This window comes from Chryseobacterium herbae, from assembly GCF_025154075.1.
Classification (GTDB): Bacteria; Bacteroidota; Bacteroidia; order Flavobacteriales; family Weeksellaceae; genus Chryseobacterium; species Chryseobacterium herbae.
This window is the reverse complement of the sequence record NZ_JAOAMU010000002.1, coordinates 142439-160021: the sequence shown is the minus strand read 5'-3', so window position 1 is coordinate 160021 and position 17583 is coordinate 142439. Positions and strand designations below refer to the sequence as shown.

General features: G+C 38.3%; 12 protein-coding genes and 1 tRNA gene. 8 read left to right on the top strand and 5 right to left on the bottom strand.

The annotated features are described in order from the left end of the window. Positions 1-12: 12 nt before the first annotated feature. A complete protein-coding gene (locus N0B48_RS06900; RefSeq protein WP_259837790.1) occupies positions 13-2553 on the top strand; it encodes a YfhO family protein in 2541 nt (846 codons plus the stop codon). Positions 2554-2579: 26 nt separating this feature from the next. Further along, a complete protein-coding gene (locus tag N0B48_RS06895) occupies positions 2580-3881 on the top strand; it encodes a glycosyltransferase family protein (protein WP_259837788.1) in 1302 nt (433 codons plus the stop codon). 159 nt (positions 3882-4040) lie between these two features. Here N0B48_RS06895 and N0B48_RS06890 read toward each other — a convergent pair whose 3' ends face one another. Beyond that, positions 4041-4685 (bottom strand): hypothetical protein, encoded by a 645-nt coding sequence (locus tag N0B48_RS06890; protein WP_259837786.1) that lies wholly within the window; start codon positions 4683-4685, stop codon positions 4041-4043. Between the two features lie 118 nt (positions 4686-4803). Here N0B48_RS06890 and N0B48_RS06885 point away from each other — a divergent pair, with 118 nt between their 5' ends. Then, positions 4804-5781, top strand: a complete 978-nt coding sequence (locus N0B48_RS06885; protein ID WP_259837784.1) for a YpdA family putative bacillithiol disulfide reductase — start codon at positions 4804-4806, stop codon at positions 5779-5781. Between the two features lie 608 nt (positions 5782-6389). Here the strand turns inward: N0B48_RS06885 and N0B48_RS06880 are convergent. Together N0B48_RS06880 and N0B48_RS06875 are read right to left on the bottom strand one after the other, a co-directional pair. Next, positions 6390-7559 carry an MFS transporter gene (locus N0B48_RS06880; protein ID WP_259838676.1) on the bottom strand — a complete coding sequence of 390 codons (1170 nt, stop codon included), beginning with the start codon at positions 7557-7559 and terminating at the stop codon, positions 6390-6392. Positions 7560-7867: 308 nt separating this feature from the next. Next, positions 7868-9541 carry a glutamine--tRNA ligase/YqeY domain fusion protein gene (locus N0B48_RS06875; protein WP_259837782.1) on the bottom strand — a complete coding sequence of 558 codons (1674 nt, stop codon included), beginning with the start codon at positions 9539-9541 and terminating at the stop codon, positions 7868-7870. Between the two features lie 157 nt (positions 9542-9698). Here N0B48_RS06875 and N0B48_RS06870 point away from each other — a divergent pair, with 157 nt between their 5' ends. Further along, positions 9699-10829 (top strand): alpha/beta hydrolase, encoded by a 1131-nt coding sequence (locus N0B48_RS06870; protein ID WP_259837780.1) that lies wholly within the window; start codon positions 9699-9701, stop codon positions 10827-10829. Between the two features lie 458 nt (positions 10830-11287). Next, entirely contained in the window at positions 11288-11452 is a 165-nt protein-coding gene (locus N0B48_RS06865) for a hypothetical protein (protein WP_259837778.1), read from the top strand. A gap of 13 nt (positions 11453-11465) precedes the next feature. On the opposite strand, the gene N0B48_RS06860 is transcribed toward N0B48_RS06865, so the two are convergent. Continuing rightward, complete coding sequence (locus tag N0B48_RS06860) at positions 11466-12473, bottom strand: o-succinylbenzoate synthase (protein ID WP_259837776.1); 1008 nt, start codon at positions 12471-12473, stop codon at positions 11466-11468. Further along, positions 12473-13489, bottom strand: a complete 1017-nt coding sequence (fbp, locus tag N0B48_RS06855; RefSeq protein ID WP_259837774.1) for a class 1 fructose-bisphosphatase — start codon at positions 13487-13489, stop codon at positions 12473-12475. Before fbp ends, N0B48_RS06860 begins: the two co-directional genes overlap by 1 nt. Before the next feature lie 325 nt (positions 13490-13814). Here fbp and N0B48_RS06850 point away from each other — a divergent pair, with 325 nt between their 5' ends. The 3 genes from N0B48_RS06850 (at position 13815) to N0B48_RS06840 (ending at position 17097) form a co-directional block, all read left to right on the top strand. Continuing rightward, complete coding sequence (locus N0B48_RS06850; protein ID WP_259837772.1) at positions 13815-15053, top strand: aspartate kinase; 1239 nt, start codon at positions 13815-13817, stop codon at positions 15051-15053. Positions 15054-15075: 22 nt separating this feature from the next. Continuing rightward, positions 15076-16917 carry a bifunctional lysophospholipid acyltransferase family protein/GNAT family N-acetyltransferase gene (locus N0B48_RS06845; RefSeq protein ID WP_259837769.1) on the top strand — a complete coding sequence of 614 codons (1842 nt, stop codon included), beginning with the start codon at positions 15076-15078 and terminating at the stop codon, positions 16915-16917. Between the two features lie 107 nt (positions 16918-17024). Then, positions 17025-17097 (top strand) — tRNA-Phe (locus N0B48_RS06840). Positions 17098-17583: the final 486 nt, after the last annotated feature.

Sequence of the window (17583 nt, the reverse complement as noted above, 5' to 3'; positions counted from 1 at the left end):
ATAATAACCAGCATGGCTAAAAATAAAAACTTAATTTATATTGCAATTTCACTCGTTGTATTTATAGTTTTAGCATTTTTATACTCCACCCCTGTTTTTTCAGGAAAACAGCTTTTTCAGCATGATATCGTACAGTACAGAGGAGGCGCAAAAGAACTCCTCGATTACAGAGCCGATACCGGAAACGAAACCTACTGGAGTGACTCCATGTTTGGCGGAATGCCCACCTATCAGATGGGAAGCCAGTTCAAAGGTGACATCATCAAAAAGATCGACAGCAACCTGAACTTCCTGCCAAGACCGGTCAATTATCTCTTCCTCCTTTTCGCAGGATTTTTCTTCCTTGGAATGGTAGCCGTCAGAAACTGGAAGTACGCCTTACTGGGTGCCACTTTCTTTGGCTTATCTACCTATTTTTATATCATTATTGCGGCAGGACACAACGGTAAAGTGAATACCATCGAGTATTTTGCACCGCTTCTTGCCGGAATCATATTGGTTTATATCCGGAAACAATATATCTGGGGCTTCATTGCAACGACCCTGTTTATGGGACTTCAGATTGCAGCCAATCACCCGCAGATGACGTATTATCTCTTCCTGGCCTTAGGATTTTTATTCCTTTCCGAGCTGGTAAGAGCGATTCAGAAAAAAATTCCGATGAAGCATTTTCTGATTTCATCCGGAATTATCGCTGCTTCATGTGCGATAGGTGTCGGGATGAATTCTCAAAGGATTATGGCCAATTCCGAGTACATCAAAGAAACGGTACGTGGAAAGCAGATCCTTACCAATGACAGCCACACTTCAGGAGAATCAGGACTGGATAAAACCAGCATTCTGATGTGGAGCTACGGAAAACTGGAAACCTTAAATCTTTTCATTCCAAGGCTAATGGGTGGCGGAAGTCAGGAGCCAGAAGCTAAGGAAATGATGACTAAAGTTCAGGAACTTATTCAGGAAAACGTAGGCTCACAGGCTGAAATGGACAGAATTTCAAAAGGGTTCAACGGGGTGACCTATTGGGGAGACCAGCCGGGAACTTCAGGACCTGCCTATCAGGGAGCCGTTGTATGTTTCCTTGCTTTATTAGGATTCTTCTTTGCATGGAAAAAATACCGCTACTGGATTCTGGGAGCGTCTATTCTGACTGTTTTACTGGCGTGGGGAAGCAACTTTATGCCGCTGTCCGACTTCTTTATCGACTACGTTCCTTTCTACAGCAAATTCAGAGCACCATCTTCTATTTTGGTTGTTGTGGAATTATTATTCCCTCTCATTGCTATTATCGGGATCTACAGATTCTTTACTGATGAAAAATTAACGGAAGAATATAAAAAGAAAATCCTGATGTATGTAGGTGGAGGAACCTTGGGTTTTCTTCTGATCCTTCTTATTTTTGGAAAATCACTGCTGGGCTTTTATACAGACGGTGAAAAAACCTATTTCCCTCCTTTCCTGTTAGATTATCTTGCTGAGGAAAGATTCAAGTTATTCAGAATTGATGCTATAAAAGCATTGCTCTATGTAGCTATAACGGCCGCAGTTCTTTTCATGACCATGAAGAAGAAACTGAGCCAGAACATCGCTTTGATCATCATTGGAGCTGTGAGTTTATTTGATCTTTGGACGGTAAACAAACGTTATCTGAATGATGAAAATTATGTAGACAAAGTATTCGCTGAAAATCCTTTCCAGACAGAAAGTTCAGATCTTCTGGCGGAAAAAGTTCAGGGAAATCCGAATTTAGAATCTATCGTGGCCAATGTGAACGTTAATAAAACGCTTGAAACCATTGCCGAAAAAGACAAAACACACTACAGAGTTTTCAATAATATTTTAGGGACATTCAGCGAGACGAATACCTCTTATTTCAAATCTTCAATCGGAGGCTATCATGCCGTAAAACTGAGAAGATATGATGACGTGATCAATGAATATTTCCAGGTTATGGACTCTGTAAAGGTACCGAATATCCTTAATCTTCTGAACGCAAAATACTGGGTAATGGGCGGTCCGGACAAGCCTCAGGCCATGCCGAATGCCAAAGCCAACGGAAATGCATGGTTTGTAAGCGACCTTAAGTTCGTGAACACCCCTGACGAAGAAATCAAGTCTATCGGCGTCATCGACAGTAAGAAAACAGCTGTGATGGCAGCAGAAGATAAAGCCTATTTCACTGGGAAAACAGTGCAGGCAGATTCAACGGCATTTATCAATTTAACGAAGTATCAGCCGAACGAACTGGAATTCAAATCTCAATCAAAAACCCCTCAGCTGGCTGTATTCTCTGAGATCTACTATCCTCACGGATGGAAAATGTTTGTAGACGAAAAAGAAGTTCCTTATATCAAGGCTGATTATCTTTTACGTGCCGTACACGTTCCTGCAGGAACTCACAACATCAGAATGGTCTTTGAACCGGAAGTAATTGAAAAAGGGAAATGGCTGTCGCTATTATGCTTCGGACTGTTTATCGCGCTGAGTGCATTCGGGATCTTCTGGACGAATAAGAATAAGAAAAAAGAACAGCTCGTTGAGAAAACTGTTTAACGTTTAAAAGTTATTGTTCAAGGTTAATGGAACAAAAAAAAATACTGATCATCACCTATTACTGGCCTCCTGCGGGAGGTCCTGGTGTTCAAAGATGGCTGAAGTTTGCAAAATATCTGCCCGAATCCGGTTGGAGTCCGGTGATCTACACGCCCGAAAATCCAAGTTATCCCCTACTCGATGAAAGTCTTTTAAAAGACGTTCCGCAAAATATAGAGATTGTAAAAACCAAAATCTGGGAACCTTACCAGCTGGCTGAAAAGCTGAACAAAAGCAATAAAAAGTTCAAAGCCGGTCAGTTTGATGTCGGTAAAAACCAAAGCTGGAAATCCAGGCTTTCGATCTGGGTGAGAGGAAATTTCTTCATTCCGGATGCCAGAGTTTTTTGGGTAAAGCCTTCCATTAAATTCTTAGAACAGTATTTAAAAGAAAATAAAATAGATGTGGTGGTGACTTCCGGGCCGCCCCACTCTCTTCATATGATCGGTCTCGGGCTGAAAAAGAAATTCCCAGCCCTGAAATGGATCGCCGACTTCCGTGATCCATGGACAGAGATTTCCTATTACAAACATTTAAAACTTACCAAAAGTTCCGATAATAAACACCGTCAGTTTGAAAGTGCCGTTTTTAAAACTGCTGATATCACTCTGGCGACAAGCTATACCGATGCTGAAAACTTCAGAAAAGCGGGAGCAAATGCAGTTTGTATCACGAATGGTTTTGATGAAAGTGATGCTTCTTCTTCACCTATTGAAACAGCGAACGGACCCAATAGTGAATCTTTCACATTAAGCTATATCGGAGTTCTTGAGCAGTTAAGAAATCCTGAAAATCTCTGGAAAATTCTTGATGAATTAGTTAAGGAAAATAAAGACTTTGCAGACCATTTTACCCTGAAATTTGCAGGAAGAGTCGATGATAAAATTCTTCAGTCCATAGAAAGTTCAAGCCTGAAAAACCACATCCTGAATCTGGGCTATATCTCCCATGACAAAGCTGTGGAAGAGATGGCGAACTCCAATCTGTTACTGATCACCAATTTCCCGAATGAGTCTTCGAAAGGAATTATTCCCGGGAAAATATTTGAATATCTGGCAACCGGAAAACAAATTATTTCTTTTGGTCCGGATGAAGCGGATGTATCGAGAATACTGGATGAAACAGTAGCAGGAAAACACTTCAGCTACGAAGATTCTAAAGCTGTCAAAGATTTTATCCTTGAGAAATATGAACTGTGGAAAAAAGGAGATCTCCTTGAAAACACTCAGAATATAGAGCAGTTCTCAAGAAGAAATCTGACTAAAAAGCTTGCTGAGATTTTAGGTTAATACGGCACCAAATAAGAGCAAAATATAATAGATGCTTCGACTTCGCTCAGCATGACACTTAGTAAACTTTACGTTACATATTAGAGATGTCATGCTGAGCGAAGTCGAAGCATTCTTAAATAAACTATACTGATAAATTACAGTCTTCTGTGTAATTTACTAGATCGTCCACTGGTCATTCACAACAGCTACCAGATACTGCTTACCCTGAAATTCTTCAAATACAAAACGGATGGTTTTCCAATCCATTTCACCATTCTTTTCGGTGCCTTTTATGTAGTTTTCGGTGAAGTCTTTGCCGGGGTATATTTCCTTTAAATTATTAAGTGAATTTCCGCCAGCCTGGAATTTATTTAATGAATATTGTGATCCTGTGAAATCTTTAGAGAAAACCCATTTCGTCAGATAATCATTGATGCTGGCTTTATACGGATCTCCTGAACCATCCTGAGCTCCCCATGTAAATAAAGTCTTTGTCGGCTGAAACTTTTCGAAATCTTCTTTGGAAAAATGTTGGTCTTCCTTAGTGTTTACAAATCCATACATTGAAAAACTAATTCCTTTTTCAGGATGAATGAATGATGCAAAAGTTTTATAATCTTTATTTTTTAAAGCCTGTAGAATCAAATCATTAGCTACTTTTACAGCTGCCTCATCTGTTTTTTTCTTTTGTGCTGTATTTTCAATATTCTTTTCCTTAGCCAGAGCCATAGAATCTACCACATTGGGAACAGGTTTTTCCGGGGTTTTCTTACAGCCTGTCAAAAGAGCTAATGCGAATATTGGGATAATAAGGTTTTTCATCTTTTCAAATTTTTAATGCTGAAGAAACACCAAAACTGGTGCCAATACAATCGTCTTCATAGATAAGTTCTGTTACCTATTTTCCGCTTCATATCGTGGTTTTAAGTAAATTTGTTCTATGGAAATTTTAGACATCCTCATCATCGGAGGCGGACCCATTGGTCTTAACTGTGCCCTTGAAGCCCAGAAAAATAATTTAACCCATCTGATCATAGAAAAAGGAACCATCGTCAATTCCTTATACAATTATCCTTTATACATGCGTTTTTTCTCCACTGCTGAAAAACTGGAGATAGACGGTATTCCTTTCATCTCTACAGCGCCAAAACCCGGTCGACAGGAAGCTTTGGAGTATTATCAGGGGATTGCAAGACACAGGGAACTCAATATTAACCTCTACGAAAGAGTTCTGAAAGTTTCCAAAAGCGGGGGTATTTTTGATATTGAAACCTCAAAATCAACCTATCAAGCAAAGAACGTCGTTATTTCCACAGGATTTTATGACATCCCGAATGTGATGAATATTCCGGGTGAAAACCTTCCGAAAGTTCGACATTATTATACGGAACCTTATCCTTACGCAAAACAGAAAGTGGTTGTGGTAGGATCAAGCAATTCCGCGGTGGATGCGGCTTTGGAAACGTATAGAAAAGGGGCCGATGTAACGATGATCATCCGCCACTCTGAGGTTTCAAAAAACGTTAAATATTGGGTAAAACCGGATATCGAAAACCGGATTGCGGAAGGAAGTATCAAAGCGTATTTTAATTCAGAAATAGCAGAGATCACTGAAAACACCGTCATTTTTAAAGATGAAAACGGACAAATCAAAGAGATTGAAAATGATTTTGTTCTCGCCCTGACCGGTTATCTTCCAGATTTTGATTTTCTCAAAAATTCAGGAATCGAATTGCAAGGCGACTGCCTGAATCCACTCTATCATCCCGAAACCATGGAGACCAATGTCCCGAATCTATACCTGGCAGGCGTTGTTTGTGGAGGAAAGGATACGCATCTTTGGTTTATTGAGAACTCGCGTATTCATGCGGAGATGATTGTGAGGAATATTGTTTTGGAGAGAGAATCTAGATTTTAGATATCAGATTTCAGACGTCAGATTTCAGACGTTCTTGTTATATTATACAAAGCTGTTTAATCAAAAGAATATTACCACTCAAATATATACAGTTAGCCTTGCTGAAAGTCTTTGATTTTGCGTCTTAATACAGTATCATTGTAAAAATTTGTGTCTTTGCGTTTAAAAAAAAAATGTTTAAATCGCAAAGGCGCAAGACATTTGAATATATTACGTTGTTAAGGCGCAAGGATTTTATCTACGATAAAATTGATTGAGGATAGCTCGGTTAGATTTTAGGTTTTGGATGTAAGATTTTAGACGTCAGATATTCTAGTTAAGCTATACAAAATTGGTTAATCGAAAGGAAACTACTGTTCAAAATTTATACGGTTAGCCTTGCTGAAAGTCTTTGATTTTCCTGCGTCTTAACGCAGTATCATTGTAAAACTTTGTGTCTTTGCGTTTAAAAAAAATAGAGAATAGAGGTTAGATTTCAGATGTTAGACACGGTGTTGGATCAAAGATCTCAAATTTTCATAACTTCCATCTTTCTTTTTCATCCGAAAACCCTTTATACTCTAAAACCCTAAGACACTCAAACTTTAAGACACTAAAACTCTACAACCCTAAGACTCTCTAACTCTCTTCTTCAGCATCCACGGGATTACAAAATAGAACCCAAGTGCAATACCTATCGACAATATACCGGTTGCTATCCACAGTGTGCTGAAACCAAGTTTATCTGCAGTCATAGTTCCTACATAAGGTGTAATAATAAACGCTAAGGCAACTGATATCCCGTTCATTCCCATGTAGGCGCCTTTGTTGTTTTCACCGGAGCGTAAGGCGGTTATTGTAGATATAAAAGGCAGTGTCCAGATCTCACCGATACACAGCAATGTCATGGAAACAATAAGGGTAAGGATGGAATAATCAAAGGCGAGCATGGCATAGGAAATACCGCATAAAACAGTTCCTATGAGCAGCGTAAAGGCCAGACTGAAATACTTCTCAGCGATTTGTACAAAGCCCATCTCAAGCAGAACAATGAGGAAACCGCTATAACCGAGGATATACCCGATATTCTGTTGGCTTAAATGTGCCGTATCTTTATAGAATATAGTCAGTGTGCTGAATAACTGAAAAAAACAAATAGAAAACAGCATACAAAAGAAGCTATAAAGCAAGAATTTTCCGTCGCGGTATGGAGAATTTTCTTTTTTAACGGCAATAGCTTCTTTTACTTTTTTCGGTTTCAATGATGTCCGTTTATTTCTTTTTCCGAAGAACCGGATATACATTAAACCGGCCAGCAGTGCGGCTAAAGCATTACTGAAGAATAAAAATTCATAAGAAATGGCAGATAATATTCCTCCCAGTGCAGGACCAATGGAAAACCCAAGGTTTACAGCCATCCTGTTGAGGGAGAAAGCTCTGGTGATATTTTCAGGTTTAGCATATTTAGTGATCGCTACAGAGTTCGCAGGACGGAAAGTTTCACTGACAATACTCTGAATAAGAATAATAGCAGCCAATCCCACTTCTGTCTTAAAAAGCGGAATCAGACAGAACAGAGGCACGCTCAGCAGCAGACTCAGACTTTGTACACGGTATTCTCCGATCTTATCGGTAATCATTCCACCGATCCATGAACCCAGTACGGAACCTATCCCGAAAAAGCTCAGAATAATTCCCGAATTTTCTATACTGAAATGCAGATGACCCGTCATGTACACCCCTAAAAAAGGAAGCACCATAGAACCTGCACGATTGATGAGCATGACCAGCGCCAACATCCAGCTCTCTTCTGAGAGTTCTTTAAAAGAACTCGTATATACGCTAATTAATTTCACACTATTATTTTTTGGGGAGAAAATCCAGTAAGATGCAAATTTAGGCAAATTGGTCCGGAAAGCCCTTTAAAAGGATCTTCTTTTATCAATTATATTAATAGAAATTAAAATATATGATATCTGACTACACTCGATAATATTCTAGCTCCAGCCTGATCGTGACATCAATTTTTAACTATTCGACGAATTTAGGCTTAAAACAAAAAAGCAGGACTTTTTCAAGTCCTGCTTTTATATTGATCATGGTAAGATTATTCCGGTTTGAAAGAATCTTTCAACGTTACTGTACGGTTAAATACCAGATTAGAATCCGTAGAATCCTGATCTTTTGTAAAGTACCCGATTCTCTGGAACTGAAGTGGCTCTCCTATGGCTACATCTTTTAAGCTTGGCTCAGCAAATCCTTTAATGGTCGTTACAGACTCCGGATTGATGAAATTAAGGAAATCTACATCTTTCTCGGCGTCTGGTTGCTCTACTGTAAAGAGTTTGTCATAAATCCTCACATCTACCGGGATCGCATGAGTAGCAGACACCCAGTGAAGCGTACCTTTTACTTTTCTCAAACTTTCTTCCGTTCCGCTTCCGGACTTGCTCTTTTCGTCATAAGTAGCATAGATCGTAGTGATCTCACCGTTTTCATCCTTCTCTACTCTTTCCGCTTTAATAATGTATGCTGATTTTAAACGAACTTCTCCGCCTAGTTTCAGTCTGAAGAATTTATTATTAGCTTCTTCTTTAAAGTCTTCTCTTTCGATATATAATTCTCTGGAGAAAGGAACTTCTCTTGTCCCTGCATTTTCCTGTTCAGGATTATTTTCAGTTTCAAGCCATTCTTCCTTGCCTTCAGGATAGTTTTCAATGACCAGTTTTACCGGATCTACCACTGCCATCACACGTTTCGCTACCTTATTCAGGTCTTCACGTACGCAGAAATCAAGCAATTGGATCTCGATCAGGTTTTCTCTTTTCGCAACACCTACTTTGTCAATAAAGTTTTTAATAGATGTCGGCGTGAATCCTTTTCTTCTCATTCCTGAGATGGTAGGCATTCTTGGATCATCCCAACCGGTTACGGCATTTTCAGCAACAAGCCTCTGTAATTTTCTTTTAGACGTGATCATATAAGATACATTCATTCTTGCGAATTCTCTCTGCTTCGGGGCTACTTTAGATTCGTCGTATACCTGCTCCAGATACCAGTTATAAAGTGGTCTGTGGTTTTCAAATTCCAATGAACATAATGAGTGCGACACTTGCTCCAGATAATCGGATTCACCATGTGCCCAGTCGTACATAGGATAAATTTTCCATGCTGTACCGGTTCTGTGGTGAGGCCTTTTCAGGATTCTGTACATCACGGGGTCACGTAAGTTCATATTCGGGGAAACCATATCGATCTGTGCACGAAGAGACATTGAACCTTCTTCAAATTCTCCGTTCTTCATTCTTTCAAACAGATCAAGGGATTCTTCTACCGGACGGTTTCTGAACGGCGACTCGATTCCCGGTTCTGTAGGATTCTTTCTCTGCTCAGTGATCACCTCAGACGGCTGCTCATCTACATAAGCTTTCCCCTCTTTGATCATCTGTACTGCCCATTCGTAAAGCTGCTGGAAGTAGTCGGATGCATATAGCTCTTTGTCCCATTTGAAACCTAGCCATTCAACGTCTTTCTTGATAGAATCTACGAATTCCTGTTCTTCTTTTTCAGGGTTCGTATCGTCGAAACGAAGGTTTACGGGAGCGTTGTATTTTTCACCCAGACCAAAGTTGATGCAGATAGCTTTTGTATGGCCAATATGCAGGTATCCATTGGGTTCAGGGGGAAAACGGAAACGGATCTTGTCTTTATTCAGACCGTTTGCCATATCATCTTCAATAATTTGCTCAATAAAATTGAGTGATTTTTTTTCTTCTTCCATTATTAAATTAGCTTTTATTGTATGCAAAAAAAGTTTTACAAAGTTAAGGAAAATTTAGGGCTTACGAAAATGATAATTTAAAAGCGAAACTGATGATAATTCAATATTTTTTATTAATTTAGGGAAGACTAAAAACCGTTTGTAAAAAATACTGACTATGGCTGTTTATATCCTAAGCAATCGTAAGATCGTCCGTCATAAAGGCGAAAAAGCAGATTCATTTTCCAATGATGAATACTCTATTCCCAATTTCAGGATCGCAAAATGTGATTTTGACACTTACATTGAGCCTACCGCAGCGGCCAAAAAGAAGAAAGATTACACCAACAGAAACATTTTAAACTACAAATTATTCTCTGAGCCCGAAAAACAAGGCTACCAGGATGTTCTGGAAGTTTTACAGAACGAAAAAGGCATTAAAAAATCGGCTCTTACAGCCAATAATCTCGGCGGAACCCAGCGAATGTTCTATGAACTCTATAAAAATATGTCTTCCACAAAAGACCGAAGCGATGTTCTGATCTTTATCCATGGTTATGCATATGATTTTGATGATGAATTAAAGGCCATGATTGACCTTAAAAAACTGTTTATCGATAATCCGGCATCACCGGTAGAGCATATTCTGTTCGTAAGCTGGCCGGCTTCAAGCAGTATCGTTCCCCTGACTTATTTTGATGACAAGGCATCAAGCATCAATTCAGGATCTTCGCTGATGAGACTATTTTATTTTTACACCCAGTTTTTAAAGGACATTTTTTCGAACCGTGATCTGGCTCCCTGCAACCAAAGGATACACCTGATGGCTCATTCTATGGGAAACAGAGTCCTGCAAAGTATGCTGTACAGCTTAAAAAAGGAAAATATCCTGCGGGTGATTGATCAGGTACTTCTTCTGAATGCGGATGTAACCTATAAAGTGTTTGAAGATTCGGAAGATTCTTTCAATAAATTGCCACTGCTGGCGAATCGTGTTTCCATCTATTTAAACAGGAAAGATACCATATTGGGAATTTCACAGTTCACCAAAAATATTCTGACTCCAAGATTGGGTAAAAACGGACCCGGCGATCTTGAAAAATTCAAAGATATTGTTTCCGTCATCGACTGCACTTTTGTACAGGATGATGTGCTGAACAGTTTTAAATATGAAGTGGGAAACCATTGGGGATACCTTTCCAGTTCAATGGTACAAAAGGATATTTACCAGAATTTATATGGTGTAGACCGGAATCTAATTACCGGTAGATCAAAGAATAACGAGAATACATTCACAATTATTTCTTAACAATATATTAAAAAAAAGCCCATGAGATGAATCATATGTTAAACTTTAAACTTGTGTTTAAATTGGCATAAAGATTGTAAATTTTCATTAAACAGAGAAATATAAATTTCATCATGAAAAGAATAAAAAGCAAGTTTTCTTATTTATTGAATTATATTAAGAAAGCAATTTTCGTAAAAGACGTGATTTAATTGAACAACATTAACCCTTAAAAAAACAAAAAACTATCCGACCATAATACTACTTTTACCTTACCTTCGAATACCGTCTCACTTCCGTTTTATGTATGGAAGCCAAATCTGTTTTTACTATATCATCTATGATTTTCTGATAAAGAAGGCAACATTATACAATTAGCATATCCCTGATAGGTGAATTTAGTTAATTTAAGTTAAATTCTTGTATAATAAGAAAAAGAGATTGATATTTACGATACCAATCCAATTAAAATCTTTATTATGAAAAACCTAACCGACAACATGAGAAAACTTCAAAAGGGAGAATTAAAAACCATCAAAGGAGGGATTATCCCGATCGGCTGCAGCAGCTGGGACCCAAGAAAAAGATGCTGCAGAGCATGGGATGACGAGCACATGAACAATCCTGTATGCCCTGAGCTTTAATTCATTTTCTTTCTTAGATCGTCTTAAACCTGAGCAGTTCATTGCTCAATTCTAAGCTAGATTCAAAATTATTTACAAATAAAGATCCGGTGCCCAAACCTTGTGGCATCGGACTTTTTTTTGTGAAAGTATACTGTGCGATGGCGTTAAGCCCAATATTGCTTTCCAGGGCGGAAGTAATCCACCAACCGATATTATGTTCTTCTGCAAGAGAAATCCATTCGTCTGAACCTGTAAAACCGCCAACCAAAGCCGGCTTCAGAATAATATATTGTGGCTTGATGGTTTCCAAAAGCTTTTTCTTTTCAGCAAGATCCGTAATCCCAATCAATTCCTCATCCAAAGCAATAGGAGTTGGCGTTATCACGCACAATGATGCCATATCAGCCCAATTCCCGGCTTTTATAGGTTGCTCGATAGAATGAATATGAAGCTCAGCAAGCTGCTGCAAAACAACCTCTGCTTCTTCTCTATTGAACCCACCATTAGCGTCTACACGAAGTTCCAATTGATCTTTTGAAAATTTCTCTCTTAATTTCTGAAGAACCTTATGTTCAGATTCCCAATCTACTCCGATCTTGAGTTTGATGCAATGGAAACCGCTTTCAAGCTTTTCTCGAATCTGCTCTTCCATATAGTGAACATCTCCCATCCAGATCAGTCCGTTGATCATAATAGCTGATTTTCCTTCCGTAAATTCACTTGGGAAATAAAGATGATCTCCATGTTTCAAATTCAAAACCGCCTGCTCATATCCGAACCAAATGGATGGAAATGCTTTCAGTTCTTCCTTTAAATACAAAACATCCTGATTGATGTTTTCACAAAGCCATTGCAATTTTTCTTCATAATCCGGCCGGTCATCGAAACTCAGTCCTCTGAACACGGCGCACTCTCCGGTTCCTTTTCTCCCGTTGTCTTCAACTTCGAGAATAAAGGTCTCCTTTTCATGCAAAACGCCGCGAGATGTTCCGCTCGGGCGTTTGAATTCTAATAAATATCTGGAATATTTTCCTGTCATTATTTTACACTGTCGATCCTCATAAATTCCTCAGCTTTTTCCACCATATTGATGCTTCCGCAGAAAAACGGAATTCTCTGGTGAAGTTCTGTAGGCTCTACTTCAAGAATTCTTCTGAATCCGTCTGTAGCTTTTCCTCCGGCCTGTTCAGCAAGGAACGCCATAGGATTACATTCATACAGCAATCTCAGTTTTCCATTCGGAGCCTGAGAATAAGAAGGATAAATATAGATTCCCCCTTTCAGCATATTTCTGTGAAAATCTGCCACCAAAGAACCGATATATCTTGAAGTATAAGGACGGTCACCTTCCTCCATCTGGCAATACTTAAGGTAGTTTTTTACGCCCTGAGGAAATTTGATATAGTTTCCTTCGTTGATGGAGTAAATTTTTCCACTGGCAGGAAACGTCATATTCGGGTGAGAAAGATAATAGGTTCCCAGTGATGGATCCAAAGTAAATCCGTTCACTCCATTTCCGGTCGTGTAAACGATCATAGTAGAAGAACCGTAGATCACATATCCTGCTGCGATCTGGTTGATTCCTTTTTGAAGGAAATCTTCCAGCTGAACCGGAGTTCCGGGTTCCGTTACCCTTCTGTAAATAGAGAAAATAGTTCCTACGGAAACGTTTACATCGATATTTGAAGATCCGTCTAAAGGATCAATCAGTACTACATATTTACTTAAATGACCGTTTTCACCACACTTAATGTCAATAAAATCATCATTTTCCTCAGAAGCAATACCACAAACCACCTCTCTCTGAGACAAAGCCGTAATAAAAATTTCATTGGCAATTACATCAAGTTTCTGCTGTTCTTCCCCCTGAATATTCTGGTTGCCGGCAGCTCCTGTAATATCTACAATTCCGGCTTTATTTACTTCTCTGTTTACCACTTTCGAAGCCAATCTTATAGCGCTCAGAAGACGGGAAAATTCACCTGTAGAATACTGAAAATCGTCCTGCTTATCTATAAGAAATTCTCCTAAAGTCTGTAATGGTTGATTTGACATATTTTTCTTTTTACGTTTTCCCCAAATTTCGGAAAATTTATCCGAGAAATAAAGCTTTTATTACAAAAGACCTTAATCACTGTATACCAACACAATACAAATACATCTATGAGGTACGCTTAAATTTTTAATTGCATTATTAATCCCCATTTGATGACAATAAATCAATAAAATTCTGATAATCCACATCAAGTCTCAATTTTAATAAAATCTTAATTTCTTCCAATCGCAGGATACTTTCATATCTCGTTGTAAATTTATAATTTTGACCTCCGTAAAAAACTCATGTAATTTTTAATCTAACAATTTTATTTTAAACAAATTAATGAAAATTTTCAAGTTTGGTGGAGCATCTGTGAAAGATGCCGAGAGTGTAAAAAATGTGTCTATGGTTTTACAAAGCCAGGGATTTGCTAAGTGTTTGCTGGTTATTTCAGCAATGGGCAAGACGACGAATGAATTGGAAAAGGTTGTAGAACTTTATTTCAAGAAGGATAACTATCAAACTGAGATTGAAAAGATAAAACGAAAACACATTGAGATTGCAGATGGTCTGTTTCCTGAAAACCATGCTGTTTTTGCTGAGATCAATGTATTTTTCGATGACATCGATTCTTTTTTACGAAGAAACAAATCTCCCAATTACAGCTTCGTCTATGACCAGGTGGTAAGCTGTGGAGAAATGATCTCTACAAAAATCTTAAGCGAATATCTGAACGAAATTCAGTTTACCAATCAGTGGTTAGATGCCAGAGATTATATCAAAACTGATAATTCTTACCGGGAAGGTGCTGTAGACTGGGCAAAAACAGAGGGATTTATTGCGACTTTAAATCCTGAAATCTGTTATGTAACACAGGGATTTATTGGTTCTGATGACAATAATTTCACCGTGACTTTAGGAAGAGAAGGTTCTGACTATTCTGCAGCTATTTTCGCCTACTGCCTGAATGCAGATGCCATGACGATCTGGAAAGATGTACCGGGAGTCATGACAGGAGATCCGAGAAAGTTCAGTGATGTGACTCTTCTTTCCCATATTTCTTATGAGGAAGCGATTGAATTGGCTTATTACGGAGCCAGTGTCATTCACCCTAAAACATTACAGCCACTTCAGCAGAAAGCAATTCCTTTTTATGTGAAATCTTTCGTAGATCCTACAAAAGAAGGGACTAAAGTAGGAGCTTCAGATCATAATCAACACGAAGAATCTTATATTTTAAAAGAAAATCAGGTCCTGCTAAAAATATCTACCAGAGACTTCTCATTCATTGCAGAAGATCATATGAGTCTTATTTTCGGGTACCTTTCCAAATATAAAATAAAAGTGTCTCTGATGCAGAATTCCGCTATCTCACTGGCTTTGTGTCTGGAAGATAAATTTGACAATGTAGATGAGTTTAATGAAGAACTTCAAAAAATATTTAAAACCAAAGCGGTTAAAAATGTATCTTTATTCACAGTAAGAAATGCGAAAATGGATCATATTGACAAATTTTACCAAGAAAAAAATGTATTATTGGAACAGATTTCTAAAAATACGGTTCAAATGGTAACACAATAATTTTAACTGCGACTAAACACATATGAGTTTAATTTCGAAAAACGATCTTATCACAGCTTCCGGCTTAAGCAAAATCGGGTTCCTGAAAAACCCGGTAGCATCTGCCGTGATGAGCATTGCCAAAATAAATGAAGTTAATAGATTATACGATAAACTAAAAGATAAAGAAGGCAAAGACTTTTTCGACTCATTTGTAAGAGAAAGAAATTTAAGTTATATCGCTTTTGAGGAAGATCTTGCAAAAGTTCCCAAGACGGGACCGTTTATTCTGGTTTCGAATCACCCGCTGGGTGCCATCGACGGAATTTTAATGTGCAAAATCCTATCGGAAGTACGTCCGGATTTTAAGGTGATGGGAAATTTCCTTCTGGAAAAGATCAAACCGATGGAACCGTACGTGATATCTGTGAACCCTTTTGAGAACAGAAAAGATGCGTACAGCAGTACTTCTGGAATGCGTGAAACGCTGAAACACCTTCAGAACGGAGGCTGTGTAGGTATTTTCCCTGCCGGAGAAGTTTCCAATAAAAATAATCCTTACGGAGAAATCCTGGACAGAGAATGGGAAAAACCAGCCCTTAAGCTGATCAGAATGGCTAAAGTACCGGTAGTTCCTTTATATTTCCATGCTAAAAACAGCCGCCTTTTTTATCAGGTGGCCAAACTTCATCCAAGTTTACAGACGCTGATGCTTCCTGCCGAAATGATGAATGACAGGGAAAAACCTATCAGAATCAGGATTGGAAAACCCATCACTGTGAAAGCTATGGATGAAAGCGAAACCATTGAAGAGCTGGGTGAGTTTCTGAAGCGTAAAGTGTATATGATGAAATCTTACTACGAAAAGAGAAAATCACTGGCACAGAGCATCAATCTTAAAAATTTAACCGTTAAATTTCCTCTTTTAAAAGAAGAAAACATAGTTCAGAATATCATTGACGAAACCCCTAAAGAAGACATTCTTAAGGATATCAACAGACTGAAAGGAACAGATAAAATGCTTTTCAGTAACGGAAACTACGAGATTTATTTCACGACTTATGAGGAAATCCCTTCGGTTATGAGAGAAATCGGGCGCCAGAGAGAGCTCACTTTCCGTGCTGTAGGTGAAGGAAGTAACCTTCCATTTGACCTGGATGAATACGACAAGCATTATCATCACCTATTCCTTTGGGACAGCAGTGCTGAGAAACTTGCCGGAGCTTACAGAATGGCTTTGGGTAAAGAGGTCATGAAGAAGTACGGCATCAAAGGATTCTATACAAGCTCTCTATTTGAGTTTGAACAGGACATCCACCCGTTTTTCAAAAAAGTGATCGAAATGGGCCGTGCTTATATCTGTGAGGAATATCAGCAGAAACCACTTCCACTTTTCCTTTTATGGAGAGGAATTGTGCATGTATGCTTAAGAAATTCCGATCATAAATTCCTGATGGGCGGTGTAAGTATTTCCAATAAGTTCTCAGAATTCTCCAAATCTCTGATGATTGAGTTCATGCGTTCGAATTATTTCGATTCAGCAGTAGCACAATATATCACACCTAAAAATGAGTATAAAGTAAAGCTGCGCGACAGGGATAAAAATATTTTCTTTGAGGAAATGGAATCTGATCTGAATAAGCTGGACAAGATCATTGATGACCTTGAGCCTGAATTAAGGCTGCCTGTTCTGATCAAAAAATACATCAAGCAGAACGCTAAAGTGATTGCTTTTAATGTAGACCCGAACTTCAATGATGCTATCGACGGATTGATGTATATCCGGATCAGCGATCTTCCGGAAAGCACGATCAAGCCTGTATTGGAGGAGATGAGCGATCATATCAGAAAAGAACAGGAAAATAATTCGGCTGAAAATCAGTAAGTTTTATTTTTATTGAAAAAAAGTACGGCGAATACTTGCTTCATATGGGAAAACTTACTACTTTTGCATCACTTTAAAACAACGAAGTAAGTCAACAAAAATATAATGGTTTCTTAGCTCAGTTGGTAGAGCAATGGATTGAAAATCCATGTGTCCCTGGTTCGATTCCTGGAGAAACCACTTTAAAACCTCTAATTTATTTTAGAGGTTTTTTTGTGCTTATTAATTATGACATTTTTTATTTTTTTGGATCACCTGCAATACTTGGGGGAGCAAATAAAGTTTTTACCACGCAAAGAAAATGAGGATCCAATTTATAAAGGGAAGCAAAGGAGGAATCAAATTCATCGATTCTGATGAAGGAAATGGATACAGATTATATAATTTTAATATTTCGTTCAGATTATGGAGATGATGCAAATTCTTACTTTTGCAAATCTGCTTTATCATCTGTGGAAGCAAAAATTCAAACCATTAAGATTCTGTTAAGCTTTTAAGAATATTAAGTTTTAGCTTTGCTTCAAGGCGTCCAGCCTAAAAAATCATTTGATTTTTCCTTAACTAACATTGCATCCTTAATTTATCTTAATGTTTAAAAAAAAACGAAACATTACAAAAGACGCAAATGCTTTTTGGACACTTCAGTTTTTTAAGTCCATAATATCT